The organism is Microbulbifer aestuariivivens (genome assembly GCF_039545115.1).
Lineage (GTDB): Bacteria > Pseudomonadota > Gammaproteobacteria > Pseudomonadales > Cellvibrionaceae > Microbulbifer > Microbulbifer aestuariivivens.
Map to the genome: position 1 here is coordinate 110,844 of NZ_BAABRT010000009.1, position 22,911 is coordinate 133,754.

23 protein-coding genes are annotated in these 22,911 nt (G+C 58.6%); 15 read left to right on the forward strand and 8 right to left on the reverse strand.

Annotated features, from left to right (window positions below; all coding sequences use genetic code 11):
• Positions 1 to 16 precede the first annotated feature (16 nt).
• The 4 genes from ABEA58_RS07285 (at position 17) to ABEA58_RS07300 (ending at position 4,503) form a co-directional block, all read left to right on the forward strand.
• Positions 17 to 421 (forward strand): ectoine synthase, encoded by a 405-nt coding sequence (locus ABEA58_RS07285; protein WP_345550181.1) that lies wholly within the window; start codon positions 17 to 19, stop codon positions 419 to 421.
• 91 nt (positions 422 to 512) lie between these two features.
• Positions 513 to 1,958 (forward strand): aspartate kinase, encoded by a 1,446-nt coding sequence (locus ABEA58_RS07290; RefSeq protein WP_345550183.1) that lies wholly within the window; start codon positions 513 to 515, stop codon positions 1,956 to 1,958.
• Between the two features lie 8 nt (positions 1,959 to 1,966).
• Positions 1,967 to 2,935 carry a tetratricopeptide repeat protein gene (locus ABEA58_RS07295; protein ID WP_345550185.1) on the forward strand — a complete coding sequence of 323 codons (969 nt, stop codon included), beginning with the start codon at positions 1,967 to 1,969 and terminating at the stop codon, positions 2,933 to 2,935.
• A 149-nt stretch (positions 2,936 to 3,084) separates the two neighbouring features.
• The gene (locus ABEA58_RS07300) at positions 3,085 to 4,503 is read left to right on the forward strand and encodes a sodium/proline symporter (protein ID WP_345550187.1); all 1,419 of its coding nucleotides are present in this window, start codon (positions 3,085 to 3,087) and stop codon (positions 4,501 to 4,503) included.
• Between the two features lie 156 nt (positions 4,504 to 4,659).
• Here the strand turns inward: ABEA58_RS07300 and ABEA58_RS07305 are convergent, their stop codons facing one another.
• The 5 genes from ABEA58_RS07305 to ABEA58_RS07325 form a co-directional block, all read right to left on the reverse strand.
• Positions 4,660 to 5,226, reverse strand: coding sequence for a YceI family protein (locus ABEA58_RS07305; protein WP_345550188.1), 567 nt, complete (start codon positions 5,224 to 5,226; stop codon positions 4,660 to 4,662).
• A gap of 11 nt (positions 5,227 to 5,237) precedes the next feature.
• Positions 5,238 to 5,876 carry a cytochrome b gene (locus tag ABEA58_RS07310; protein WP_345550189.1) on the reverse strand — a complete coding sequence of 213 codons (639 nt, stop codon included), beginning with the start codon at positions 5,874 to 5,876 and terminating at the stop codon, positions 5,238 to 5,240.
• Positions 5,877 to 6,243: 367 nt separating this feature from the next.
• On the reverse strand, positions 6,244 to 6,909 hold the full coding sequence (locus ABEA58_RS07315; RefSeq protein WP_345550191.1) for a hypothetical protein: 666 nt from the start codon (positions 6,907 to 6,909) through the stop codon (positions 6,244 to 6,246).
• A gap of 95 nt (positions 6,910 to 7,004) precedes the next feature.
• On the reverse strand, positions 7,005 to 7,958 hold the full coding sequence (gene corA / locus ABEA58_RS07320) for a magnesium/cobalt transporter CorA (protein ID WP_345550193.1): 954 nt from the start codon (positions 7,956 to 7,958) through the stop codon (positions 7,005 to 7,007).
• Between the two features lie 292 nt (positions 7,959 to 8,250).
• Positions 8,251 to 8,688: a host attachment protein gene (locus ABEA58_RS07325; protein ID WP_345550195.1), complete on the reverse strand. Its 438-nt coding sequence runs from the start codon at positions 8,686 to 8,688 to the stop codon at positions 8,251 to 8,253.
• Positions 8,689 to 9,456: 768 nt separating this feature from the next.
• On the opposite strand from ABEA58_RS07325, the gene ABEA58_RS07330 reads away from it, so the two are divergent.
• From ABEA58_RS07330 to ABEA58_RS14460, 8 genes are all read left to right on the forward strand, one after another.
• Positions 9,457 to 9,885 carry an Hsp20/alpha crystallin family protein gene (locus ABEA58_RS07330; protein WP_345550197.1) on the forward strand — a complete coding sequence of 143 codons (429 nt, stop codon included), beginning with the start codon at positions 9,457 to 9,459 and terminating at the stop codon, positions 9,883 to 9,885.
• Between the two features lie 68 nt (positions 9,886 to 9,953).
• Positions 9,954 to 10,400, forward strand: coding sequence for a CBS domain-containing protein (locus tag ABEA58_RS07335; protein WP_345550198.1), 447 nt, complete (start codon positions 9,954 to 9,956; stop codon positions 10,398 to 10,400).
• A gap of 549 nt (positions 10,401 to 10,949) precedes the next feature.
• Positions 10,950 to 11,519 (forward strand): PhnA domain-containing protein, encoded by a 570-nt coding sequence (locus ABEA58_RS07340; RefSeq protein ID WP_345550200.1) that lies wholly within the window; start codon positions 10,950 to 10,952, stop codon positions 11,517 to 11,519.
• Between the two features lie 117 nt (positions 11,520 to 11,636).
• A complete protein-coding gene (locus ABEA58_RS07345) occupies positions 11,637 to 12,647 on the forward strand; it encodes an AraC family transcriptional regulator (protein ID WP_345550202.1) in 1,011 nt (336 codons plus the stop codon).
• A 315-nt stretch (positions 12,648 to 12,962) separates the two neighbouring features.
• Positions 12,963 to 14,096 (forward strand): S-(hydroxymethyl)glutathione dehydrogenase/class III alcohol dehydrogenase, encoded by a 1,134-nt coding sequence (locus ABEA58_RS07350; protein ID WP_345550204.1) that lies wholly within the window; start codon positions 12,963 to 12,965, stop codon positions 14,094 to 14,096.
• Positions 14,097 to 14,129: 33 nt separating this feature from the next.
• Positions 14,130 to 14,969 carry an S-formylglutathione hydrolase gene (fghA, locus tag ABEA58_RS07355; protein ID WP_345550206.1) on the forward strand — a complete coding sequence of 280 codons (840 nt, stop codon included), beginning with the start codon at positions 14,130 to 14,132 and terminating at the stop codon, positions 14,967 to 14,969.
• Between the two features lie 181 nt (positions 14,970 to 15,150).
• Positions 15,151 to 15,366 (forward strand): GFA family protein, encoded by a 216-nt coding sequence (locus ABEA58_RS14455; protein ID WP_486348258.1) that lies wholly within the window; start codon positions 15,151 to 15,153, stop codon positions 15,364 to 15,366.
• Between the two features lie 48 nt (positions 15,367 to 15,414).
• On the forward strand, positions 15,415 to 15,555 hold the full coding sequence (locus ABEA58_RS14460; RefSeq protein WP_486348259.1) for a hypothetical protein: 141 nt from the start codon (positions 15,415 to 15,417) through the stop codon (positions 15,553 to 15,555).
• A 152-nt stretch (positions 15,556 to 15,707) separates the two neighbouring features.
• Here ABEA58_RS14460 and ABEA58_RS07365 read toward each other — a convergent pair whose 3' ends face one another.
• Positions 15,708 to 16,367 (reverse strand): DsbA family oxidoreductase, encoded by a 660-nt coding sequence (locus tag ABEA58_RS07365; protein WP_345550209.1) that lies wholly within the window; start codon positions 16,365 to 16,367, stop codon positions 15,708 to 15,710.
• Between the two features lie 423 nt (positions 16,368 to 16,790).
• Here ABEA58_RS07365 and ABEA58_RS07370 point away from each other — a divergent pair, with 423 nt between their 5' ends.
• Positions 16,791 to 19,016 carry a S9 family peptidase gene (locus ABEA58_RS07370; RefSeq protein WP_345550211.1) on the forward strand — a complete coding sequence of 742 codons (2,226 nt, stop codon included), beginning with the start codon at positions 16,791 to 16,793 and terminating at the stop codon, positions 19,014 to 19,016.
• A gap of 399 nt (positions 19,017 to 19,415) precedes the next feature.
• Here the strand turns inward: ABEA58_RS07370 and ABEA58_RS07375 are convergent, their stop codons facing one another.
• Positions 19,416 to 19,658 (reverse strand): HP1242/YdcH family protein, encoded by a 243-nt coding sequence (locus ABEA58_RS07375; protein WP_345550213.1) that lies wholly within the window; start codon positions 19,656 to 19,658, stop codon positions 19,416 to 19,418.
• A gap of 394 nt (positions 19,659 to 20,052) precedes the next feature.
• Between ABEA58_RS07375 and ABEA58_RS07380 the strand changes: the two genes are divergently transcribed.
• Entirely contained in the window at positions 20,053 to 20,709 is a 657-nt protein-coding gene (locus ABEA58_RS07380) for a cupin domain-containing protein (RefSeq protein ID WP_345550214.1), read from the forward strand.
• A gap of 200 nt (positions 20,710 to 20,909) precedes the next feature.
• On the opposite strand, the gene ABEA58_RS07385 is transcribed toward ABEA58_RS07380, so the two are convergent.
• Positions 20,910 to 21,638 (reverse strand): TetR/AcrR family transcriptional regulator, encoded by a 729-nt coding sequence (locus tag ABEA58_RS07385; RefSeq protein ID WP_345550216.1) that lies wholly within the window; start codon positions 21,636 to 21,638, stop codon positions 20,910 to 20,912.
• Between the two features lie 974 nt (positions 21,639 to 22,612).
• Between ABEA58_RS07385 and ABEA58_RS07390 the strand changes: the two genes are divergently transcribed.
• A complete protein-coding gene (locus ABEA58_RS07390) occupies positions 22,613 to 22,840 on the forward strand; it encodes a hypothetical protein (RefSeq protein ID WP_345550217.1) in 228 nt (75 codons plus the stop codon).
• Positions 22,841 to 22,911 lie beyond the last annotated feature (71 nt).

The window sequence follows — 22,911 nt, forward strand, 5'->3', positions numbered from 1 at the left end:
TGATGAGAGAAAAGAAATGATCGTAAGAAATCTGCAAGAAGCCGAACAGGGTAACCGCCGTATTGTCTCCGAGGGCTGGGAGAGCACCCGCCTGCTGCTGAAAAACGACAATATGGGCTTCTCTTTCCATATCACCACCATCTATGAAGGGGCCGACCTGCACCTGCATTACCAGAACCATCTGGAGTCCGTGTACTGCATGTCCGGCGAAGGCGAGGTGGAAACCGTTGAGGATGGCAAAGTGTACCCAATTCAGCCGGGCACCATTTATATCCTCGACCAGCATGACAAGCACATACTGCGCGCCAAAACTGAAATGAAAATGGCCTGCGTTTTCAACCCGCCCCTGCATGGTAAGGAAGTTCACAACGCGCAAGGCGCCTACGAACTAGAAGCGGAAGAGGTTTCCGATAACAAGTAAAGGTGTTGTGTCCCAAAGCGGCGCAGTTTGCGCCGCTCTGTAATCCGAGATAACAGCAGACCTTACAAGCGGCAGACCTTACAGGAAGACAATGAATCTCCATACGGTAGAAAAAATCGGCGGCACGTCAATGAGTGACTATGCCGCAGTTCGTGACAACATCGTTTTTAAGAATGGCAAAGCGGTAAAAACTGGCCTGTACCAGCGCATCTTTGTCGTATCCGCCTATGGCGGAATCACCGACCTGCTGCTGGAGCATAAGAAATCCGGCCGCCCGGGCATCTTCGCGCTGTTTGCCGGTGCCAATGAAGATCACAGCTGGAATGATGCCATTGATGCGGTTCGCGACCGCGTTCACGAGATCAACGCAGCACTGTTTACCGATGCGAATCAGCTGGCCCGCGCCAATGATTTTATCGGTGAGCGTCTTGAAGATGCCGAGCGCTGCCTCGCCGATCTGGAACGGGTCTGCCAGCACGGGCACTTCGCCCTCGAGGGACACTTGAATGTTGTCTGCGAAATGCTGGCAAGTATCGGCGAGGCCCACAGCGCCTGGAATACCGCCGAACTGCTGAGGCAGGAGGGCATCAATGCGCGTTTTGTGGACCTGACCGGCTGGCGTGATGGCGAGCACCTGACCCTGGACGAGCGCATCGAACGGGCCTTCCGGGATATTGATCTGGCCACTGAGCTGCCGATTGCGACCGGGTATGCCCACACCCGCGAAGGTTTGATGGGAACTTTTGCCCGCGGATACAGCGAGATGACCTTCAGCCGTATCGCCGTCGTCACCGGTGCCCGGGAGGCCATTATCCACAAGGAGTACCACCTCAGCAGCGCCGACCCGCGGCTGGTGGGTGAAGCCGAGGCGGTGCCGATCGGCCGCACCAATTACGATGTCGCCGACCAGCTGGCCAACCTGGGCATGGAGGCGATCCACCCTCGCGCTGCCAAGGGACTGCGCCAGCAGGAAATCCCACTGCGGGTGATGAATACCTTTGAACCCGAACATGCGGGCACTCTGGTGACCGGTGATTATGTCAGTGAGACCCCCTGTGTAGAGATTATTGCCGGGCGCAAGAACATCTATGCGGTGGAGTGCTTTGATCAGGACATGATGGGGCTGATGACCACCTATGATCGCGCTATAAACGACATCATTCGTCGCTTCAAAGGCAGCGTGGTGACCAAGGACATCAATGCCAACACGATCACCAACTTCCTCGCCACCAACCTGAAGACGGTGAAACGTATCCGCGCGGCAATCTGCGAGGCGTATCCGGACTGCGATATTCAGGTGCGCAAGGTGGCGATTGTCTCCGCCATTGGCAGCGACATGAAAGTGCCGGGCATGCTCTCCCGCGCAGTGGCGGCACTGGCCCGCGCCGGCATCAGTGTACTGGCGGTACATCAGTCCATGCGCCAGGTGGATATGCAGTTCGTGGTCAATGAGAACGACTACGAACAGGCGGTGAAAAGCCTGCACCACGCTTTGGTGGAAGTTTACGATCACGGCGAGGCGATATGCGCAGCTTGATAGCAACGATGTTGCTAGTGGCAGCCTCCTGGCTGCCGCTTTCGGTGTTGGCCCAGGCTCAGGAGCAGGTTCCAGCGCAGCCCCAGGAGCAGGGCGCGGCGCAAACCGCGCACCAGGCTGCCCGGCAGGCAGCGGCCGAGGAACATGTGAACAGCCTGCAAGAGCCGCTCTTCAATCCCTTTGTGGAACGCTATGTGCTCGATGAGCTCAAGCAGTTGCGCACCGAGATGGCCGCGCAGAGGGTCACCCTCACCGAGCAGTTTGTCGATCGGCAGATCAATGTGGCCGACAAGGCGATCTCCTATGCCACTGATACGGTGACCTATTTCTTCTACCTGATCGCCGGCGTGAGTTCCCTGCTGGTGCTGGTGGGCTGGACTTCAATCCGCGACATCAAGGAAAAAGTCCACGGCCTCGCCAATGAGGAAATCTCCAAGCTGGTGAGCCAGTACGAGGCGCGCCTGCGCGGTATCGAGGAGCAGCTCAGCGAGAAGACCCGTCATATCGAAAGCAACCGCGATGAGATTGAGCTGACCAAGGAAATCCAGTCCCTATGGCTGCGGGCCGGGCGCGAGCATACCGCCGCGGGCAAGATCGCCATTTACGATCAGATCCTTGGCCTGCGCGCCGATGATGGTGAAGCGCTCACCTACAAGGCCGACGCGGTACTGGAACTTGGGGAGCCCCAGTGGGCCATCCACCTGTGTCAGCGCGCACTGGAGGTGGACCCGGAAAACGGTAACGCCTACTACCAGCTGGCCTGTGCCCACGCGAGCCTGGAGCAGTGGGAAGAGGCGGTGGACTACCTTGCCCGGGCACTGGAAATCTCCACTGCTTACCGGGACGAGGCGATGGAGGACGAGGCTCTTGACGGCCTGCAGGAATACCCGCCGTTTGCCCGCCTGATGGGTATTGAGTCCACCGGTATGGAAGCCGGGGTGGTGGACGCAACCGAAAAATCGCAGTCCTCCTCTTAAAGGCAATTTCAGCAAGGTAATTGCCGGCAGGAGACCGGCGAATGGCAGTACGCGGGGCTGTAGTAAGCCCCGCGCGGCCGGCTCGCCGCAAACAACGTGGTTTCAAATCAACGTGGTGTCCAATAATAACCAGCCATTGGGAGAGTCCCGTGCTCGCCAGTTTTCTGTTTTTTCTCGCCATATTCGCCGCCATCGGCGTCAGTTCTTACCTGAAAAGTCGCGGTACCAAGCAGGACTACTATTTGGCCAGCCGCGATGTGTCGCCGTTTCTGGTGGGGCTCTCCGCCGTTGCCACCAACAACAGCGGCTACATGTTTATCGGCGTGATCGGCTACACCTATGCCACCGGACTGGCCTCCATCTGGCTGATGGTTGGCTGGATCCTCGGTGATTTTCTCGGCTCACTCTGGGTGCACAAGTCGCTGTGCCGCGCCACGCACCAGACGGGTGAATCCAGCTACGCCGGTGTGATCAGCGCCTGGTCTGGCAGGCGTTTTGTTTACTGGCAGCGTCTCGCCGGGCTGCTGTCTCTGATGTTCCTGCTGGCCTATGCCAGTGCACAGCTGGTGGCCGGCAGTAAAGCGCTGCATGTATTACTGGACCTGCCAATCTGGAGTGGTGCGGTTATCGGCGGCGTTATCGTCGCCGCCTATTGCCTTGCCGGCGGTATCCGCGCATCCATCTGGACCGACGCTGCCCAGTCCGTCGTGATGATCGTGGCCATGGGCTCACTGCTGGTGGTGGCGACTGATTCTGTAGGCGGCATCGGCGCGGCGATACAGTCCATGAGCGAAGTGGAAGGCTTCCTCAACTGGTATCCGGACAATATGTTGCTGCCGGGACTGGCCGGCGGTGTGCTGTTTGCTGTGGGCTGGCTGTTCGCCGGCCTGTCGGTGATTGGACAGCCCCATGTCATGGTGCGGTTTATGGCGCTGGAGTCGGAACATCGCATGATTCACGCGCGGGTCTGGTACTACCTCTGGTTCACCGCTTTCTACGCAATGGCCACAGGGGTGGGCATGCTTGCCCGTATTATGCTGGGAGATTCGGGCAGCTTTGATGCGGAACTGGCTCTGCCGATGATGGCTCTGGATGTCCTGCCGCCGGTGATGGTGGGTTTGATCCTCGCCGGTGTGTTTGCTGCCACCATGTCCACGGCGGATTCGCTGGTACTGAGCTGCTCTGCGGCCATGACCCACGACCTGATGCCGCAGCGCACTGAAAAGACCTGGGTGCTGAAATTGACCACGGTGGCGATCACGAGCGGCGCGGTGGTCTGGGCGCTGCTGAACCAGCAGAGTGTATTCAGCCTGGTGGTGATGTCCTGGTCGTCCCTGGCATCCGCCTTCGCCCCGGTCCTGATTGTGCTTGCCCTGGGTGGCCGCCCATCACAGCGGGTCTATATCCTCATGAGTCTGGTGGGCCTCGCCGCCGCGCTCACGTGGCGCTGGCTCGGCTGGCACAGCCATATTTACGAGGGCATGCCGGGCATCATCGCCGGTCTGGTAGTGTATGGGCTGGCCCGAGTCGCAGTGCGGGTTCCGGAGCCCAGCCGCGTCGGGGCCTGAGCGGACTTCAGCCCGCCTTGCCGGCTCGACACTGACCGCTCGATAGCCTGAAAAGCGGAAAGCCTGCGACAAAACAATTCGCGCAACACCCTCAGCGCGCATGAGCATAAAAAACCCGGCGTTTGCCGGGTTTTTATGCAAAGGCTAACGCCGCTGTTACAGGCGAATACCCTCCACGTCCAGAATCATTTCCACGGTCTGCGAGGCCGGTCCCAGGTTGTAGTCGATACCGAAATCTTTCAGTGCGAACTCTGTAGTGCCGGTAAAGCCCTGGCGGTAGCCGCCCCAGGGGTCCTGGCCGCCGCCGATATGGGTCACGTCGATGGTAATCGGCTTGGTGATGCCGCGCAGGGTCAGATCACCGCTCAGTTTGCCTTTGCCATCGCCGGTGACCTCGTAACGGGTGCTTTTGAAGGTGGCGCTGGGGTATTTCTCGACGAACAGGAAATCCTCCCCACGCAGGTGCTTGTCGCGCTCGGCGTGGTTGCTGTCGAGGCTGTTCACATCGATATTGACGTTGATGGAAGACGCCTCGGGATTGTTCTCGTCGTACTGAAAAGAACCGCTGAAATCATCGAAGCGCCCGTACAGCCAGCTGTAACCCAGGTGCTTGATGCGGAACTGGATAAAGGCGTGGGCGCCCTTGGTGTCGATTACGTATTCCGCCGCCTGGGCAGTGGCGCCCAGCAGGGAGGCGAGCAGAAAAATGGCGATTTGCTTCATGGTAATACTCCTTATTTTACGGTGCTTGGATTCGAGTTCGATGCCGGGTTGCTGCCGCGCTGGCCTTCCGGGCTGCACGACTTTCCGGGGGTTGCCGGTTTTGCCCGCTTTCCCAGCATGCGCAACAGGTTGGCGTCGCGGTCGATAAAGTGGTGTTTCAGCGCGGCCAGCGCATGCAGTGCCACCAGGGCCATCAGTGTCCAGGCGAGGATTTCGTGGACCTCGCCGGCGATGTCTTCCTGATTGGTGAGCCCCTGCAGGGTGGCCGGAACACTGAACAGGCCAAACACATCGATGGCGCGGCCATCGGCGGTGGAGATCAGGTAGCCGGAAAGCATACTGGCGAGCAGCAGGAGGTAGAGTCCGCCGTGGGTCAGACGCGCGGCCAGCGCCTGCCAGCGGGGTGTGCCGGGCAGCTCTGCGGGGCGGCGGTTGAGGCACTTCCAGCACAGGCGCAACAGCAGCGCGATCAGCAGCAGAATGCCAATGGCCTTGTGGATTTCCGGTCCCTGCCGGTACCACGGGTCGTAATAGGAAAGCTGCCGCATCCACCAGCCCAGGGCAAAGAGGCCGAGCACTGCGGGAACCATCAGCCAGTGAAAGGCGATGGCAACCCAGCCATAGCGGCTATCGCTGTTTTTCGCTGCCACGTTTTGGATTCCGTTTCATCATTATTGGATTCAAAGTCGATCCGGCGAGCATTGTTTTCACCGATTATAAAAAACCTGTCGTTCGGTAAAAGCGAAAAAAGCCGAATGTATTAAGCGATAATTTCGCAGTTTATGGCAGAGGCAGCAAGGTGCGGCAACACAATACGGCCACAGGAAATGATGGAGCAGGAGCTGGCAGGCGTCTGGCATGAAGTCGCAAAAGCGCTCGAATGAAGCTGGGAAAAAACTGGATAGGAGCTGGTAAGGGGTAGCGCAGAAAGCGGAAGCGCGATGGCAGTTTTATCGGTGTCGGCCGTCGATGCCGCAGGGAATTCGGCAGCGCTTGCGCTGGGGGATTAGAGCGGGTTCAGTGGGGGCTGCCCCGTGAGCCTTCGCGTTCCGCTGCGCTCAGTATGCGCTCTAGCGACTGGCGATCCAGGGCGCTAGAGCGCCGGGCGATCTGCTCGGCCAGCCAGCTGGTGGAATGGTGTTCGCCGTCGAGGGCGAGTTTCTCCAGTTCCCAGATGACATTGAGCAGTTGCTGCTTTTCGAGCGGGTGCTCAGTGTCGGCGGGGGAAAAGAGGTCGGGCTCCAGCTGGTCGATATCGCTGCGGCGCACCATCAGCTCGGCGAGGCTTGGGTACCAGCGGCCACTGAAGGGCTCCGGGCGCTGACGATAATCGAAGCAGATGCGCAGGCGGTTGCCCTCGTCATCCTCCAGCAGCGGCGTGTCCTGCTCATAGGCGGGCAGTGCGGGGCGCTGACGCAGGATACCCACGATAGCCTTCCAGTCACTGGGGTTTTCCGCGCACAGGCGCAAAGGTTTGCTCAGGTCCAATACCGCGGGCCGATCCAGATAGGCCACGGCCTGACCCGGGCGATACCAGTAAAGATCCAGCTGGTGGTGCTCGGCGAGATCTGCGAGGTCGGCGCTGGTGAACAGCTCCTCGGCCAGGGCGCTGAGGTGAGAGACCGCCTGCTGCACACTGAGCCACTGTCTGAGGTGAAAAGGTTTGTTGATGGCGGTGCCCATAAAGCGCTCCACTGTGGCGGAACCGGTGGCAGGAGTTTAGCGGTCGGTTCCTCAATACTAGCACTTGGATAGTGGGCGGGAGCTGGTGTTGGGGGTTACAGCCAGCCTTTCTTTTTGAAATAGGCGTAGGGGGCCACACCCGCCAATAGCATTAGCAGGAGGGCGAAGGGATAGCCTCCGGCCCATTTCAGCTCCGGCATGATGTCGAAGTTCATGCCGTAGATGCTGGCGACCATGGTGGGCGGCAGAAAGACGACGGCGGCGATGGAAAAGATCTTGATGATCTGGTTCTGCTCGATATTGATAAATCCCTGAGTGGAATCCATGAGGAAGTTGATCTTGTTGAATACAAAGCCGGTGTGCGCCATCAGAGTGTCGATATCGCGGGTAATATCGCGGAAACTTTCCTGCAATTCGCCGTCGATATGGATATGGCGTTGCAGGAAGGTGATGGAGCGGCGGGTATCCATCAGGCACAGCTGCACCTTGCCGGTACTGTCCTCCAGCTTTGCCAGATAGTCGATGGCGTCCTCGAGTTCCGCCGACTCGTCTTCCAGCACCAGAAAACTCACCTCGCCCAGTTTGACGTGGATGTCCTCCAGGGCATCGGCAAGATTTTCCACCTTCTGTTCAAAGACCTGCACCATCAGTTCCTGAGCACTGCGCACCTCTACCTGTCGGCGCCGGGCGCGCATACGCAGCAGCCGGAAGTCGGCCAGGTCGGTTTCGCGGACGGTGATCAGGCGCTGGGGCTGCAGTATAAAGGCCACGGTGGTGGTGTCGTGGCGCCCCTCGCTCTGGCTCAGGAACAGGGAGTGAATATGTACTCCGGCGGAGTCGATAAAGTAGCGCGCCGAAGCCTCGATCTCTTCCACATCGTCAGATTCCGGCAGCTCGGTTCGCAGCAGCTGCTGCAGCAGGTCCCGCTCATCTTCCTCCGGCTCCTGAAGGTCAACCCAGGCGGCTTCGGAAAGCTGCTGCCGGCTCATGGTTTCCTCGATGGACTGCTCGCGCAGTATGCCCCGATTGATTTCGAAGAGTCGCAGCATGGCCTGTTTCCCTGCCTGAATGTGACCCAATGGTATCGGATCTGTCCGGCAGGCCCAAGAAGCCAGGCTCACAACGCCTCGGCCGGCAGGACTTGTTGCTGGGGCCGGGTAAGGGTGCTTGTATGGGGGGCTCGCAGGGGGATTGTCTCGGGAACCGGAACCGGCGGGCTGCGGCCAAGACCGTCTTGGTCGCAGCCCGGTTGCCCATTAGGGCGTGGGAACTTGTAGGGTATGGCAGCTTGTAGGGCACGGGAGCCTGCGAAAGACCTTGCCGCAGCTGTCTCAAGCCGGTTTATAAAAAATCCGGCAACTGCTTGCGGATTGCCTCGGGGTCGCTGTGCACCAGATTCTTGCCGGTTTCCCCCTGAATGGCGGCGCGGGTGGTGGGCGACAGGGCATTGCGCAGGGGACCGACCATTTTGGGTTCGGCGACGATATAGAGATGTTCGTAGCGCCCCTCCTCATGGGCGCGCTCCAATGCGTGGGCAATTTCTCGCGCGAAGGTCTGCGCCCCTTCGCGGCGCAGGTCGCTGATGCCGCCCATGGCGTGGGAGCCATGACCATTGCGGTCGAACACGCGCCCCGAGGAGTCAGAGAGCAGTTCCTGTCCGCGCATGCGCCCTTCCGGATAGTGCAACACCTCCAGCTCTTTCAGGGCGCTGGCGCGGTGCTCAGCTTCGAACATACGGGCATCGGTGTGATTGGCGACGAGAACCCAGGCTTTGGCCATGGTGAAACCTCCTTTATGACATATCTCCATTCTAGTGCGCTCTGTGCAGGCTCACCCCGACACTTGACGGCAATCATCTCTGGCGGAGGCACTGGAGGAGACGCTCGAGGAGACGCTGGAGGGAGAGAGGGGCAACACCGGGGAACAAAGCGGGGGGATGACACAGAAAAGAGAAGCAATACAGAGGTGAACAACTATCATGGGCTGGTCAGTATTTCACACTGACACTCTGCCAGAGAGAACGCTACTGGCCTGCAGCGTCACGTCCTTAAATCCCATTTTCCAGACTTCACAACCTTGCAAAGTCCATAACCACCGCTGAGAGTCATAGCCTGTTAAAAACTTTCGGTTATGAGAATGGCCCTGTATCAGACGAAGGGCGGCTACTGATTTCAGGCTCCGTGATTAGAATCGCAGAACAAATCTGCGGGATTAACCGCGTTGCGGTCGCGCCGGTTTAGTCCGCCCCCCAGTTCAATGGACGGGAATCGCTGCGCCACAGTCGAAACAGGGATTTTGCCACTGCCAGAACAGGGATAAAGCAGTGATGAAACAGCACGGATCAGTGGCAGACGTCAGCGGGAAAGTGGACTGAAAAATGCGCTGACGGAGAAAAAGAGCGAGAAGGTGAGTGAATTCGCTGTGCAAGGTGGTGCGCTAAAGCGGCCGGCTGCAGGCTAACGAAGCGAGTTGGAACAGTGCGTGAACGCAGTGTATTAAAACGGTGAATGAACGGTGAATGAACGGTGAATGAAAGAGGTGAGCAAAATGAGCCTGATTCCCAGAGGATCCCTACTGGATCTCGACAGTATGTTTGAGCAGATGCTTTCGCCCTCGCGCCTGAGTGGCGAGGCGAAAGAGGGTTTTTTCTCGCCAAAAATCGATGTCCACGAAACCAAGGACAGTTACGAGATCAGCGCGGAGCTGCCGGGGGTCTCCAAGGACGATATCAACGTGACCCTTGAAGATGGTGTCCTGACCCTTGAAGCGGAAGTGCACCGCGAGCAGAAGGAAAAGAAGGAGGGACGGGTTATCCGGCAGGAGCGCCGCTACGGGAAATACATGCGCAGTTTCAATCTGGGTGCCGATGTGCGAGAGAGCGATATCGATGCCAGCTTCAAAGACGGAGTCCTGACGCTGAAGGCACCCAAGCGCGAGGAAGAGCAGCCTCGCACCCAGCGCATCGAAATTCACTGACCCTGTGGGACACTCGCGGCGCTTCCTCGTCGCGAGTGTTCGCCTGAGGCTGTATATGGAGGCGCGTCATGAGAGTGGGTGAAGCCATGCATCAGGGATGTACCTGGGTCGGCCCGGATACTCCGCTGAGTGAAGTCGCGCAGATATTGCGAGAGGAGGATATCGGTTCCGTGCCGGTGGGGGAAAATGATCGCCTGGTGGGTATGGTGACCGACAGGGATATCGCCGTACGCGGCGTGGCCAACGGTGGGCTGCACAGCAAGGCGATTGCCTCTTCGCCGCCGGTGGGAGAGTTGACGGCCAGAGATGTGATGACCGAGGGTGTCGAGTGGCTCTGGGAAGACGACGACATGGATACCGCTCTGGGCAGGATGGAGCAGTACCAGTTGCGCCGCATGCCGGTGATCAACAGCGAGCGGCGTTTGGTTGGTATTCTCAGTATGGGTGATATCACCCATGCGCTGAATCGCGATCGCTGTGGAGAGTTCGCCTCTGCGGTGTCGGCGCATCACTAACCTATTCTGAGGCAGAAGTTGATTGCGCTGGTGACACCGTATGCCCATAGGTAAGCCGTGGTGTGAGAGCAAAAAGATGTAGGAGAGATGCAGGAAAAATGTAGGAGAGATGTAAAAGCTGTAAACGGGTATCTGCGAACAAGTGCACGGAGGCAGGGGCATGGGGGCCTGCGCCATGCAAGCGCAGCTGTAACGAAACCGTGTAGGTCTCTATTCGAAGGCAACAGCCAGCCGATAACAAGCCGACAACAAACAGCGCTCAACCGTTTTTTATTTAAGGTTGGGCGGGAAAGGCATTACTCGGTATAACAAGCACGGAAACCAGAGGCGCGGGCCTTATGGGCGCAAAGGCTAATGGAAAGGCTGAAGCAAAGGTTCACGCAAGGGCTGGGAAAGGCTGGCTGAAAGACTGAAAGAAAAGCAGCCACTGCCCACTGACATTGGCAGTGGCTGCTCCGCAGCGCATAATGCGCCCCTTTTTTAGTCCGCGCCCCAGTGCATCCGCTGCCGGGCATCAAACAGGGTGAGGGTCACCCGGGAGAGATCAGAGTGAGCATTGATCGGGAACTGATGGAGCGCAGCGGCGGCCGCTGTGAATTGTGCGGGGCCAATGCCGGCCTTGGGCCCTATTCGCTGCCCGGCTCCGAGGGACGCACCAATGCGGAAATTCTGCTGTGTCCCACCTGCAGCCTGCAGCTTTCCGGTGGCGAGGCGCTGGACAGCAACCACTGGCGTTGCCTTTCCGACAGCATGTGGAGTCCGGTACCGGCGGTGCAGGTGGCAGCCTGGCGACTGCTGAAGCGTCTGTCCGGCGAAGCCTGGGCTCAGGACCTGCTGGAAATGCTCTACCTGGACGAGGACCTGCGCGAGTGGGCCGAGGCGGCACCGCTGCCGGCGGACGACGAGCGTGTGGTACAGCGGGACTGTAACGGCGTTGTGCTGCAGGCGGGCGATACGGTGACGGTGATCAAAGACCTGGATGTGAAGGGCAGCAGCCTGGTGGCCAAGCGCGGCACCGCCGTGCGCGGTATCAGCCTCACCGATAATCCCGAGCATATCGAGGGCCGGGTCAATGGCCAGCGTATCGTGATCCTGACCAAGTTTGTCAAAAAGTCGTGATCGTTTGCCGGGGCGATAAAGCGCCGGTTGGATGTTTTTGGTTTACAGCAACGCAGAAGCGAGAAATTCAGGGGTGAGAAAACCAGAGACGAGCAGGCCGGGGATGAGGGCGCCAGGGTGAAACCGGTCTACGAAATCCGCAGCGGGGCGCTGGCAGGGTTCAACCTGCTGATTCCGAGACTGGGTGGTGATGCCGCCGAGCTGCTGACGGAGGTCGGCCTGCCCGCAGACTGTATGCGCCGCCCGGACCTGCTGATTCCCATTGCCACGCTCTCGGAACTTCTGGACCTGTGTGCCGACCAGCTGCGCTGTGCGGACTTTGGCCTGCGCCTCGCGGATATGCAGGGGGTGCGTATTCTTGGGGTGTTGGGTCAACTGCTGATGGGGACCGCGAGCCTGCGCACCGCGCTGGAAACCTCGCAGCGCTACATGGCTCTGCACAATCAGGCGGAATTCTGGCGCATGCATGTCGAGGGCGATGCCCTGCTGGCCCAGCGCTTCGATCATTTTGTCGAGCCGGTGACGGCCATTCAGTACCGGGAATTATCGGTGGGCGCCTGTTACCGGCTGGTGCAGGATCTGGCCGGCAAGGATATCCGCCCCCGCGAAGTGCATTTCCGCCAGGATGCCCTATCCCCCGCTCATCGCTACCGGGAATTCTTCAATGCGGATGTGCATTTCGGGCGCGAGTGCGACGCGCTGGTTTTCGACGCCGGGGTGCTGGATCGCCCCCTCTGTGCCCCCGATATCAACCTGCGGCTCTACTTCGAGGAATTTACCCGGCAGCTGCTGGACAAGCATCGCGATAGTGTCGCGTCCCAGGTCAAGGCCCTGATCCTGCAGACCCTCGGCGCCCAGCGGCATACCCTGGCGCAGGTGGCGGGGCTTTTGGAAATACCCGGGCGCACACTGCAGCGGCGGCTGGCGCAGGAGCGCACCTCGTTCAAACAGTTGCTGCAGGAGGCGCGCATGGAAACCGCCCGCTGGCACTTGCGCGCCTCCAGTATCGATATCAACCTGCTGTCGGCCACCCTCGGCTATACGGATATCAGCGCCTTCTCCAAGGCCTTTCGCGCCGTGCATGGTGTGTCACCCCTGCAGTGGCGCAAGCGGCAGCGGGAGGCCTGAGGAGTTCCCGCTGCGGTTCGCTCGCTCTCCTCGCTGTTCTTCTTACTGCACTCCTTGCCGTTCCGCTTGCCTCCCTCCTTCTGCGTGTCAGCCCTGATTGCCCTGCGCCGTTAGCGAGCCCGCTGCGAGCCGGGCTTTGCGCGCAAGTTGACGCCGGCCTTGAGATTCCCGCGGGATTCGAGTCTCTTTGCGCGCCAATCGCCATCCCCGTTGGGAGAACCTGCGTATCATGTCATTCAAACCACCACGGCAGGTTGTCGCGGCTGCCTGTCAGCAGCGGTAATCAGCGCATAAGTGAGGAGTCTGAGGAGTCTAATGAGTATCAAACCGATCAAGTGCAGGGCCGCAGTGGCCTGGGAAGCGGGCAAGCCACTGACCATCGAGGAGGTGGAGGTGGCAGCGCCGAAACAAGGCGAGGTGCGCGTGCGTCTCACCGCCAGCGGGGTTTGCCACACCGATGCCTTCACCCTGTCCGGCGAGGACCCGGAGGGTATTTTCCCCGCGATTCTCGGCCACGAGGGTGGCGGCATTGTCGAGTCCGTGGGCGAGGGTGTTACCAGTGTGCAGGTGGGCGACCATGTGATTCCCCTCTATACCCCCGAGTGCGGAGAGTGCAAATTCTGCAAATCCGGCAAGACCAACCTGTGCCAGAAGATTCGCGAAACCCAGGGCAAGGGGCTGATGCCGGATGGCACCACGCGCTTTTCCATCGACGGCAAGCCCATCTATCACTATATGGGCACATCCACTTTTTCAGAATATACGGTGCTGCCGGAAATCTCGGTGGCCAAAGTGGACCCCAAGGCGCCGCTTGAGGAAGTGTGCCTGCTGGGCTGCGGCGTCACCACCGGCATGGGCGCGGTCACCAATACCGCCAAGGTGGAAGAGGGTTCCACCGTCGCCATTTTTGGTCTCGGCGGCATCGGTCTCGCCGCGGTGATCGGCGCCAAACAGGCCGGCGCCAAGCGGATTATCGGTATCGACCTGAACCCGGATAAATTCGCGCTGGCCAAAAAACTCGGCGCGACCGAGTGCGTCAACCCCGACGACCACGAGCGACCGATTCAGGAAGTGATCGTCGAGATGACCGATGGCGGGGTGGATTATTCCTTCGAGTGCATCGGCAATGTGAACGTGATGCGCGCGGCGCTGGAGTGCTGCCACAAGGGCTGGGGCGAGTCGGTGATTATCGGCGTGGCCGGTGCCGGCCAGGAAATCAGCACCCGGCCTTTTCAGCTGGTCACCGGCAGGGTTTGGCGCGGCACCGCCTTTGGCGGCGTGAAAGGCCGCTCGCAACTGCCGGGTTTTGTCGAGCGCTACATGGCCGGCGAATTTGCCCTTAAAGATTTTATTACCCACACCATGCCACTGGAACAGATCAACGACGCCTTCGAACTGATGCATGCGGGGCGCAGTATTCGCAGCGTCATCCATTTTGATCAGCCGTGACCAACCCATGTCCGCAGGAAACCCTAACAGCCCATGAAACTGATCAGTGAAAACAAGGCCTTTGGCGGTCGCCAGCAGCGTTTCGAGCACCACTCCACCGTGCTGGATTGCCCCATGCGCTTCTCGGTGTTTCTGCCGCCGCGGGCCGAGGATAACGCGCAGGGCTTTCCGGCGCTCTACTGGCTGTCCGGGCTCACCTGTACGGATGAGAACTTCAGCCACAAAGCCGGCGCGCAGCGCGTGGCGGCGGAGCTGGGGATTGCCCTGGTGATTGCAGACACCAGCCCGCGCGGCGATGGCGTGGCGGATGACGGCGATTATGACCTGGGGCAGGGAGCCGGCTTCTACCTGAACGCGACTCAGCCACCGTGGAAATCCCATTACCGCATGTACGACTACATCGTGGATGAATTGCCGAAGCTGGTGGAGGCGGAGTTGCCGTTGACGGGGCGCCGTGCCATCAGCGGCCACTCCATGGGTGGGCATGGCGCGCTGGTGATCGGCCTGCGCAACCCCGGGCGCTACACATCGGTTTCCGCTTTCAGCCCCATCTGCAATCCCATCAGCTGTCCCTGGGGGGAAAGGGCCTTCAGCGCCTATCTGGGCGCCGACCGGCAGAGCTGGGAAGCCTACGATGCAACGGTGCTGCTGAGCCGGGCCACGGAGCGGCAGCCGATCCTGATTTCCCAGGGCGAGGATGATGAGTTCCTCGAACAGCAGCTAAAGCCCAACGCGCTGGCAACCGCAGCCGAGGCCGCCGGCTACCCATTGCAGATGGAGCGTCACCCGGGCTACGACCACAGTTATTTTTTTATCGCCACGTTTATCGAGCAGCACCTGCGTTTTCATGCGGGCTACCTGCTGAGGCCATAGTGGCTCGCGGATAACACCCCCTGACTGCTATGCCGCAGGGAAGCACCGCAGTCGCAGGCGCTATACAGGCGTTAATAAGGGGGTTAAGGGAGGATAAGGGCCAGGCATAAGAGGCATAAGAGGTGAGTAAAAAGAGGGAAAGACAGAAAACGGGTCGGTAATGACAGAAAAGGGGTCAGTAATGCCAGGGGTTTACCGGTTTTCCTGTGACTGCGGGGCGATTGCGTTTCAGTGCGAGGGGCCGCCCAGAGTGCGGGGCTTTTGTCACTGCGAAGACTGCCGCGGTTTTCTCAAGGTTCCCTACCATTCCGTGGATGCCTGGGAAAAGGATCGGCTCACCATCACCAGCGGCGAGGGACTGCTCGCGGTCTACCAGCATCCGCAGAAAAGGATGTAGCGGTTTTTCTGCAGGCAGTGCGGCGAAACGGTATTCAACAGTAACGCCATGGGCTGGCGGATTGTTTCCCAGCTGCTGGTGCGTCTCCAGAGCCGGGGCGAGATGCCGGAAGCGCTGAGTGCAACGAGTCACTTCTATTACGGAAGGCGCATCGTCGATATCGATGATGCGTTGCCCAAGCGCGAATGATTTTCTTTGTGTCTTGTGTCTTGTGTCTTGTGGCGATTTAGTCGTTTTTCCGTTTTCCGTTTTCCGTTTTCCGTTTTCCGTTTTTAAGCGCTCACCACGTTGGTTTTCCGGTGCCCTGATTTTAGTCTTCTGTTTTTCAGGCGATAGCGTTTTCAATCCATGTCGCGCTCGTCGAGAGTCTGCCGCAGCTGCTGCTTGAAGGTGTCCACTTCCTGGGCGCCGCTCATGGCATATTGGCGATTGAAAATAAACAGCGGCACACCCTGAATTCCCTGGCCCACGATCTGCTGTTCCTCGGCGCGCACTTCCCGCGCGTAGGTCTGGTCCCGCAGCACCTGCAGCGCCTCGTCCCGGTTGAGACCCACCGCCGCGGCGGCGTCGGCGAGCACATTCAGGTCGGATATATTCTTGCGCTGGCCGAAGAAGTCTGCAAACAGGCGCATGCTCAACGGGGTTTGTTTTTCGTAGGGGTGCGCCCAGTGCAACAGCTGGTGCGCGTCAAAGGTGTTGTACATGCGCATGTCATCGCTGTAGTTGAAGGTGAAGTCAAGGTCCGCGCCCAGGTCGGTCAGGCGCTGCCGCGCCTCGATGCTCTGCTGTGGCGTGGTGCCGTACTTTTGCGCCAGGTGTTCGCGCAGGTTCTGCCCCTCGGCGGGCATCTGCGGATTCAGCTCAAAAGGGTGCCAGTGCACGGAGTAGTCAAACTCGTCCCGGTAGTCCGACAGGGCGCGCTGCAGGCGCAGGTAGCCGATCACACACCAGGGGCAGACCACGTCCGAGACGAGATCGATGCGAAGTGGCAACTTGGACATAAAACCTCCGTATGTTCTATTCACTCTAGTCAATACTGCACCAGAGCCGGCAGCAGGCGATGAGCTAAAGCACGGAAGTATGACCGATAAGTTCAGGTTATCGTGAGGGGCTTACGCTGGGAACATTTCCTGCGGAAGGTAATTAATAAGCCTATTTACAGCCTTGCTCAGACATGCTCGAGCCATAAAACAAGCAAAAAAGTTCCAGCCAGTTACCGACGTTTGATGGCAGGTTCCGAGTCGCCCAGATCGGCAGGCGTAGCCAGAATCCGCGCCTCTGGCCTCCTTCAAGTGCGATGATCGTGACCGCGCACCTTGACCCTGGGGTTTGCCGGTAGCCGGCGCCGGCGGTGCCGATTACACTGCCTGCGCCGCTTGCCCATCCTCGGCGGCGACACTACAGATGTATTTAGTGAGAAAGTGATGAATAAAAAGATTCTTTGCCTGCTTGGGGGGCTGATAACCATGCAATCCTCTGCCGAGCAGCTCACCATCGAACGAATGTTCTCCGATCCGGCCCTCGATGGCGCCACTCCCCGCGCACTGGCTTACTCCCCGGATGGCCGCCGCGTCACCTTTCTGAAGGGGCGTGAAGAAGATTACGATCGCTACGACCTGTGGGAGTACAACATCGCCGATGGGGAGACGCGCCTGCTGGTGAACTCCGAGCGGTTGCACCAAGGGGAGGAGAATCTTTCCGACGAAGAAAAGGCCCGCCGCGAGCGCCAGCGTATCTATGGCAGCGGCATTATGGAGTACACCTGGTCGGAGCAGGGCAATGCGCTGCTGTTTCCCCTCGCCGGGGATGTCTATTACTACGATCTGGGCAAAGGCCAGGCGCGACGCCTGACCGACACCGATGCCTTCGAGACCGACGTGCGCGTATCGCCCCGGGGGCGTTTCGTCTCGTTTATTCGCGATCAGGATATTTTTGTTGTCGACCTGCAAACCGGTGAGGAGCGGCAGCTCACCACTGATGGCGAGGGGCCGATCAAAAACGGCATGGCGGAGTTCGTCGCCCAGGAAGAGATGGGGCGTATGACCGGCTATTGGTGGTCGCCGGATGAAAAACACATCGCATTCCTGCGCGTTGATGAAAGCCCGGTGGATGAGGTGATCCGCAGCGAGATCTATGCCGACCGCATCGATATGATCAGCCAGCGCTACCCGGCGGCGGGGCGTCCGAATGTGACGATTCAGCTTGGCGTGCTGGATGTGGCGAGCGGCAAGACCCGCTGGATCGACCTGGGTAAAGAGACCGATATCTATATTCCGCGGGTGCAGTGGGCACGCGACAATTTACTGTCCTACCAATGGCAGGACCGCAGCCAGCAGACCCTGGAGCTGCGCCTTGTGGATATCGATTCTGGGGAGTCGCGCACACTGTTGACTGAGAACAGTGATACCTGGGTCAACCTGCACGATGACCTGCACTTCCTCAAGGACAGTGAGCGCTTCCTCTGGTCTTCAGAGCGCGATGGTTTTCGCCACCTGTATCTGTACGGCCTGAATGGCAAATTGCTGCGGCGTGTTACCGCAGGCCCGTGGTCGGTGGATGCCCTGGAGGCGGTGGATGAAGTTGCGGGGCAGGTATATTTTACTGGCCGCCGCGATACGCCCTTGGAGCGCCACCTGTATGTGGCGGAGCTGGATGACGGCGAGGCGGGGGAGCCGCGCAGGATTTCCCGTCGCGCCGGTATGCACGCCATTGAATTCTCCGCTGACGCTTCCGGTTATATCGATACCTTCTCCAATGTGCAGACGCCGCCGCAGGTCAGCCTGCACGACGTCGACGGCCAGCTGGTCACCTGGATCGAGGAAAACCGGGTGGATGAGGGGCACCCCCTGTCTGCCTACCAACAGGGCTGGATCACGCCGGAATTCGGTGCCTTCCGCGCCCCACAGGGACACCAGCTTTACTACCGCCTGTACAAGCCGGCGGACTTCGACCCCACTAAAAAGTACCCGGTGATGGTATTCCTGTATGGTGGGCCACACGCCCAGCTGGTGACCAACAGCTGGGATCGCCTGTTCAATCAGTATATGGCCCAGCAGGGGTATGTGGTGTTCACCGTGGATAACCGCGGCTCCGCCAACCGCGGCACGGCGTTTGAAAACCCGATCCACAAGGCCATGGGCACGGTGGAAGTGGAGGATCAGGTGGCCGGGGTTAAGTTCCTGCGCGGCCTGCCGTTTGTCGACCCGCAGCGCATCGGTGTTTTTGGTCACAGCTACGGCGGCTATATGGCGCTGATGGCCATGTTCAAGGCGGGCGATTACTTCAAGGCCGGCGTATCCGGCGCACCGGTAACCGACTGGACCCTTTACGACACTCACTATACCGAGCGCTATATGGGCGACCCGAACAAGGTTCCCGAAGCCTATGAGGCGGCATCGGTATTCCCCTATACCGACGGTCTCAAGGGGCCGCTGCTGATCTACCACGGCATGGCGGACGACAATGTGCTGTTCACCAACACCACCAAGCTGATCAAGGTGCTGCAGGACAATGGCCAGCAGTTTGAGCTGATGACCTACCCGGGCAAAAAGCACAGCCTGCACGGCAAGCAGACCCGGATTCACCAGTACACCCTGATTCGCGATTTCTTCGATCGCCACCTGAAATCCGACGGTGAATCAGGAAATTAGTTGCGGGCAGAGCCCATCTCCCCATGCATGGCCGGGCACAGCCCGGCCTGCTCCCTTCCCCTACTTTTTCCTTACATTCCGGCTTTAATCGCAGAGTTAGTCACGACCGTTTACCGGAGCTGTAGTTTCCGGGTTCAGCCGGCGCTCTGCGGCTGCTTTTGCAGTCATGCATCATGCAGGCTGGATTCCCGGTTGCGCAGGTTTGTTGTCTGAAAGTCCTGTGGAGAAAGCCGTCGCGGCGGGAGCCGTCTGGACAGAAGACGCCATGCTAGTAGATTGCGCGCTAAAAGTTGACCCGCCACAAACCTCCCCCTGTATTGCCATCAGCCGCTGGTGAGAAATTGGCTGCGAGGCAGAGGGGGTTGTGCGGTGCCACTCCACGGGCGAGAGTAACAGCGGCTAGTGGCCGCTGCTGATACGCTGATACAGACGGTCCTTCAGATGCGCGCGCTGTATTTTCAGGGAGTTGTAATGATTGTCGTCGGTGGTGACTCCGCACTCTTCCAGCCCGCGAATCTGTTTGTCCAGCTTGTGGTAGGTCTCGCTTTCCTGCTTAAACTTCAGGTCCTCCCGGTTGAGGCGCTGAATGGTATCGCTGTATTCCGGAAAGTCTTTCTCGAGGGAGTGGGAGGGTATTAGCATGGCGTGCTCCTCTGAATTTTTCGATGCGAACTCGGGAATGCGAAATCATCAACCGGTACGCATCATCAATGCAGGCTCATTAATCTGAATTCGTCAACGTAAAGTTATCGAAAGGCCACAGCATCAGTGTAGTCTCGGGGGTGTATCTGGCGCAGTCATCGGGGCTGGGTAATGCACAGGTCACTCCATGAAATAACCAGAATGTATAGTCGTGTTTGTTTTAATGTCGAGAAGGCATTGCTGATGATCCAATTGGCAATGGCGTCGTATGCAGAGATTTATTGCTTGGGCGTACGGCCATGCTGTTCGCTACTTGGGCAATGTAGTCAATGGCAACTGCTCGGGAGCCGGTCGCGGATCGGCAATTAGGAGTTGTAGTGTTGGGAGTTGTACTGTGAATTTGAATGCGGACTTTGCGCGCAGGGTGGTTATCCACCCGGATCAATATGAGTGGCGCCCCTCGCCGGTAGCCGGGGTTGAGCGCATGATGCTCGACCGTATAGGCGAGGAGGTGGCCCGGGCGACCTCGATTGTGCGCTATGCGCCGAACAGCACTTTTACCGAACATACCCACGGTGGGGGTGAGGAAATCCTGGTACTTGAAGGGGCCTTTGGCGATGAGCACGGCACCTATCCGGTGGGGACTTATCTGCGCAACCCCATCGGTTCCAGTCACAGTCCCAATGTCGGGCCGCAGGGCTGTACCATCTTCGTCAAGCTGCACCAGCACAGCGACAGGGAAAAAACACGCTCAGTCATCGATACCCGCTCGGCGGACTGGCGGCCGGGCCTAGTGCCGGGGCTGTCTGTATTGGGACTGCATGAGCTGGAAGGCGAGCGTGTGGCACTGGTGCGCTGGGCGCCGTTTACGCAGTTCCAGCGGCATGTGCACCTCGGCGGAGAGGAGATCCTGGTGATTGAGGGTACTTTCTTCGATGAGCATGGCGAGTACCCGCAGGGGAGCTGGATTCGCAGCCCGCACCTAAGCGAGCACACCCCGTTTACTCGTGAGGATGGTGCGCTGATCTACGTGAAAACCGGTCACCTATAGTCACCTGTAGCCGGCCGCCGCTGGCCGCCTAGCACGCGCCGAATAGAGGAAGTTGGATCGAGGAAGCTGGATAGAAGGGTTGCACAGAATAAGCCGGGTATAGCCCATCGGTTTGCCCTGGGCTGCTTCCAGCCGCTGGCCGCCAGTCGTGCACCGTCACACGCAGGTGCGCAACAGGTGCATATGGCTAAGCGGAGCCTTTAGTCCACCAGCGCCTCTTCCTCTTCGTAACGATGTGCTTTATTCGGTGTTGCATCCGGCTTTTCCCCCGACTTTTCTTCACGCAGCGGCAGGCGCTGGCCGAAGAAGTAGGTGAGGTAGGCGATGGTGGCGCGCCTCGCCTCGGTGACACTGAATTGGTTGACCTGACCATAACGGCCGTAGGCGCCAGACCAGATACTTTCGGCAATGTTCATTGCTATGTGGAAGCGCTCGGGCCAGCGGGAGGAGGAGGGGATATCAAACTCCGCATCCAGAAGGTCCAGTAGCTGCAGCCCCAGGCGGTTGCGGTCTTCCAGCAACATCTCCCGTATCGCCCAGCCTGGAGCCGGGCCAAAGCGCATCTTCATCACCGACTCGCTGGTGCACAACTGTTGTTGTAACTGGTCCAGGAAGGTTTCTGTGCGCTGTTGCCAGGTAGCTTCTTTTCCGGTGCCGGCAAGGATTTCGCCCATGGTATCCAGATGCCGTTGCATCAAAGCGGTGAACAGCGCCTCGCGGTTGGGAAAGAAGTGATACACCGAAGCTGCGGGTACGCCGGCCGCTTCACTCAGGTCTGCAAGGCTGATTTCCGTGGTCTCGCGGAATTGCAGCAGTCCATCGAGAGCATCGAGCAGTGCCTCGAACTTCTCTCGGCCATTTTTCCTTTGCGGTCTGCGGGGTTGGGTGGTGTACCTTCTCCGTCGCAGTGGGGGGGTGGTATCAGTCAACGCTCGCTAGCTCTCTTTTGCAGCCGGGCCTGGAAGCCGGGCTAAGACATTTTTACATTATTGTTATTCTGTTTTTATCGTTTACGTTGTGATTGTGCAGATCGCTATGGTTCAGTTTTTATTATTTATATCGTCGTCACCAGTGCCCGCTTACGCGCATGGTTTAAAAGTGCTTAGGATAAATACGCTCAAGGCGTATTTCAGGAGCACTTGAAAACGGCGTTTATATCCACTGCCCTGACTCTGGTGAGCGCCGGCACTGCCGTCCGGTTCTACCTGATTATCTTGCAGGCGCCTTTAATGTGCAACCAGTAAGCACTTTGCGTGTGATCTGGTTCATAAAATTATTATCCAATCGCCATTTAATCAAATCTATTTAATTACTGGGTGTTATCGACAAGCGGCAGGAGCAGTTGAAATTGGTCTGGTTTTACAGGTTTAAGCAGGCTAAAAGGCAGTTAAGAAATAAGCTAAAACCCGCTAAATGGCGTTAAAAACCACATCATGCGACACCTGCGAGACACCTGCGCGACACCTGCGCGACACCTGCGCGACACCTGCGCGACACCTGCGCGACACCTAGTGGTGGCGCCTAAAATAACATCTTATGGCACGTGATTGAGAATGTGGCGCTTGCTGAAGAGATGGATAAGGGCGGGATAAGGGCGGAATAAAGGCGGGATAAAGAACCTGATAGTGAACGCAGTAAGAACCAGGTTGGGAAAGGCAGCGTTTAAAGTTCACAATTTTTATTGAGTCTGAACCCTGACGATTAGCAATGGCTCGTATTGGGTGCTGATGTGGGCTGAAGCACCCTTTAAAGCGGTAATGACGGAGAATGCAGTACTGAAGGTAATGGCGATAATGATGGAAATGCCGGTGATGACAGGAGCGGCAGTGCTGACAAAGATGGCACTGATATGGAGCAAGGTGGGGGTAGCCGGATAATTGGCTGATCAATCGGCTAATCAAGCATGGTGAAGCAAACTCGCTACCAGCCTGTTTCGATGACGGTGCCAAAAGCCGTGGACGAGGCTGTGAAGGAAGCTGTTAAGGAAGCTGTTAAGGAAACTGTGAAGGAGACAGTTCAGCAGTCGCTGGAGAAACTTGTAGAGAAAGTCATGGAGGCGAAGGCCGGTGGGAAAGTCCGGAGACCGCGGCCAACGCTGTTATTGGGGGTCTTCTGGCCATTCCGGCAATAACGGCAATATCATGGCCCGGTTGTGTGCATACAGGCTTCCGGAAAGGAGCGCAGAGAAAGCACTCGGAAATG

Bases quoted from the DNA above. Each gene is read 5' to 3' on its own strand.
- ABEA58_RS07285 (WP_345550181.1), top strand. From the start codon at position 17: ATGATCGTAAGAAATCTGCAAGAAGCCGAACAGGGTAACCGCCGTATT.
- ABEA58_RS07290 (WP_345550183.1), top strand. From the start codon at position 513: ATGAATCTCCATACGGTAGAAAAAATCGGCGGCACGTCAATGAGTGAC.
- ABEA58_RS07295 (WP_345550185.1), top strand. From the start codon at position 1,967: ATGTTGCTAGTGGCAGCCTCCTGGCTGCCGCTTTCGGTGTTGGCCCAG.
- ABEA58_RS07305 (WP_345550188.1), bottom strand. From the start codon at position 5,226: ATGAAGCAAATCGCCATTTTTCTGCTCGCCTCCCTGCTGGGCGCCACT.
- ABEA58_RS07315 (WP_345550191.1), bottom strand. From the start codon at position 6,909: ATGGGCACCGCCATCAACAAACCTTTTCACCTCAGACAGTGGCTCAGT.
- corA (WP_345550193.1), bottom strand. From the start codon at position 7,958: ATGCTGCGACTCTTCGAAATCAATCGGGGCATACTGCGCGAGCAGTCC.
- ABEA58_RS07325 (WP_345550195.1), bottom strand. From the start codon at position 8,688: ATGGCCAAAGCCTGGGTTCTCGTCGCCAATCACACCGATGCCCGTATG.
- ABEA58_RS07330 (WP_345550197.1), top strand. From the start codon at position 9,457: ATGAGCCTGATTCCCAGAGGATCCCTACTGGATCTCGACAGTATGTTT.
- ABEA58_RS07335 (WP_345550198.1), top strand. From the start codon at position 9,954: ATGAGAGTGGGTGAAGCCATGCATCAGGGATGTACCTGGGTCGGCCCG.
- ABEA58_RS07350 (WP_345550204.1), top strand. From the start codon at position 12,963: ATGAGTATCAAACCGATCAAGTGCAGGGCCGCAGTGGCCTGGGAAGCG.
- fghA (WP_345550206.1), top strand. From the start codon at position 14,130: ATGAAACTGATCAGTGAAAACAAGGCCTTTGGCGGTCGCCAGCAGCGT.
- ABEA58_RS14455 (WP_486348258.1), top strand. From the start codon at position 15,151: ATGCCAGGGGTTTACCGGTTTTCCTGTGACTGCGGGGCGATTGCGTTT.
- ABEA58_RS14460 (WP_486348259.1), top strand. From the start codon at position 15,415: ATGGGCTGGCGGATTGTTTCCCAGCTGCTGGTGCGTCTCCAGAGCCGG.
- ABEA58_RS07365 (WP_345550209.1), bottom strand. From the start codon at position 16,367: ATGTCCAAGTTGCCACTTCGCATCGATCTCGTCTCGGACGTGGTCTGC.
- ABEA58_RS07370 (WP_345550211.1), top strand. From the start codon at position 16,791: ATGAATAAAAAGATTCTTTGCCTGCTTGGGGGGCTGATAACCATGCAA.
- ABEA58_RS07375 (WP_345550213.1), bottom strand. From the start codon at position 19,658: ATGCTAATACCCTCCCACTCCCTCGAGAAAGACTTTCCGGAATACAGC.
- ABEA58_RS07390 (WP_345550217.1), top strand. From the start codon at position 22,613: ATGGTGAAGCAAACTCGCTACCAGCCTGTTTCGATGACGGTGCCAAAA.